This window comes from Hoyosella levis (assembly GCF_026008515.1).
Lineage (GTDB): Bacteria > Actinomycetota > Actinomycetes > Mycobacteriales > Mycobacteriaceae > Lolliginicoccus > Lolliginicoccus levis.
Map to the genome: position 1 here is coordinate 1 of NZ_BQYM01000024.1, position 1,816 is coordinate 1,816.

Sequence of the window (1,816 nt, forward strand, 5' to 3'; positions counted from 1 at the left end):
GGGCGGGGGAGAAGCCTCATCTTGGAACAGGCTTCCCGCTTAGATGCTTTCAGCGGTTATCCCTTCCGGACGTAGCCAACCAGCCATGCCACTGGCGTGACAACTGGCAAACCAGAGGTCCGTCCGTCCCGGTCCTCTCGTACTAGGGACAGGCTTCCTCAAGCTTCTAGACGCGCGCGGCGGATAGAGACCGAACTGTCTCACGACGTTCTAAACCCAGCTCGCGTGCCGCTTTAATGGGCGAACAGCCCAACCCTTGGGACCTACTCCAGCCCCAGGATGCGACGAGCCGACATCGAGGTGCCAAACCATCCCGTCGATATGGACTCTTGGGGAAGATCAGCCTGTTATCCCCGGGGTACCTTTTATCCGTTGAGCGACACCCCTTCCACTCGGGGGTGCCGGATCACTAGTCCCGACTTTCGTCCCTGCTCGACCTGTCGGTCCCACAGTCAAGCTCCCTTGTGCACTTGCACTCGACACCTGATTGCCAACCAGGCTGAGGGAACCTTTGGGCGCCTCCGTTACCATTTGGGAGGCAACCGCCCCAGTTAAACTACCCACCAGGCACTGTCCCTGGACCAGATGATGGCCCGAGGTTAGAAGCCCGATCCGGCCAGAGTGGTATTTCAACAACGACTCCACGACCACTAGCGTGGCCGCTTCACAGTCTCCCACCTATCCTACACAAGCCGAACCAGACACCAATACCAAGCTGCAGTAAAGGTCCCGGGGTCTTTTCGTCCTGCCGCGCGTAACGAGCATCTTTACTCGTAGTGCAATTTCGCCGAGCCTGTGGTTGAGACAGCGGAGAAGTCGTTACGCCATTCGTGCAGGTCGGAACTTACCCGACAAGGAATTTCGCTACCTTAGGATGGTTATAGTTACCACCGCCGTTTACTGGGGCTTCAATTCCCGGCTTCGCCGATAAATCGGCTGACCGGTCCTCTTAACCTTCCAGCACCGGGCAGGCGTCAGTCCGTATACATCGTCTTGCGACTTCGCACGGACCTGTGTTTTTAGTAAACAGTCGCTTCTCCCTGGTCTCTGCGACCACCCCCAGCTCCCGCCGCGCGGGCGCTCACCGGGGATGGCCCCCCTTCTCCCGAAGTTACGGGGGCATTTTGCCGAGTTCCTTAACCACAGTTCGCTCGATCGCCTTGGTATTCTCTACCTGACCACCTGTGTCGGTTTGGGGTACGGGCCATGCGGGAACTCGCTAGAGGCTTTTCTCGGCAGCATAGGATCACAGGCTTCGCCACATTGGCTCCGCGTCGCCTCTCAGGCCTCGTGACGGGCGGATTTGCCTGCCCGTCGCCCTACCGGCTTGCACCAGCACTACCATCGGCTGGCCCTGCTACCTTCCTGCGTCACCCCATCGCTTGGCTACTACCGGATCAGGTCCCGCGCATCCACCGGCCCGGACACCGAAGCATCCAGGCCGCCTTCAGGGCGGTTAGTCTCACCGATTCACCATGGACGCGCCCGCACGGGTACGGGAATATCAACCCGTTGTCCATCGACTACGCCTGTCGGCCTCGCCTTAGGTCCCGACTCACCCTGGGCGGATTAGCCTGCCCCAGGAACCCTTGGTCATCCGGCGGCAGAGTTTCTCACTCTGCTTTCGCTACTCATGCCTGCATTCTCGCTCGCGCGCCCTCCACGCCTCGATCACTCGGGCGCTTCCCCGGACGCACGACGCTCCCCTACCCATCCGCGCCACTGCACCGCCCCCGGAGGGGGCAGCGGATGTTGGCGCGCGGATGCCGCGGCTTCGGCGGTGTGCTTGAGCCCCGCTACATTGTCGGCGCAGGAC

At 61.0% G+C, this 1,816-nt stretch carries 1 rRNA gene (cut by a window edge); it reads right to left on the minus strand.

The features are described from left to right. Window positions 1-1,816: ribosomal RNA gene (locus QC765_RS16405) — 23S ribosomal RNA — on the minus strand (its annotated part continues 1,399 nt past the right edge of the window); the annotation flags it as partial.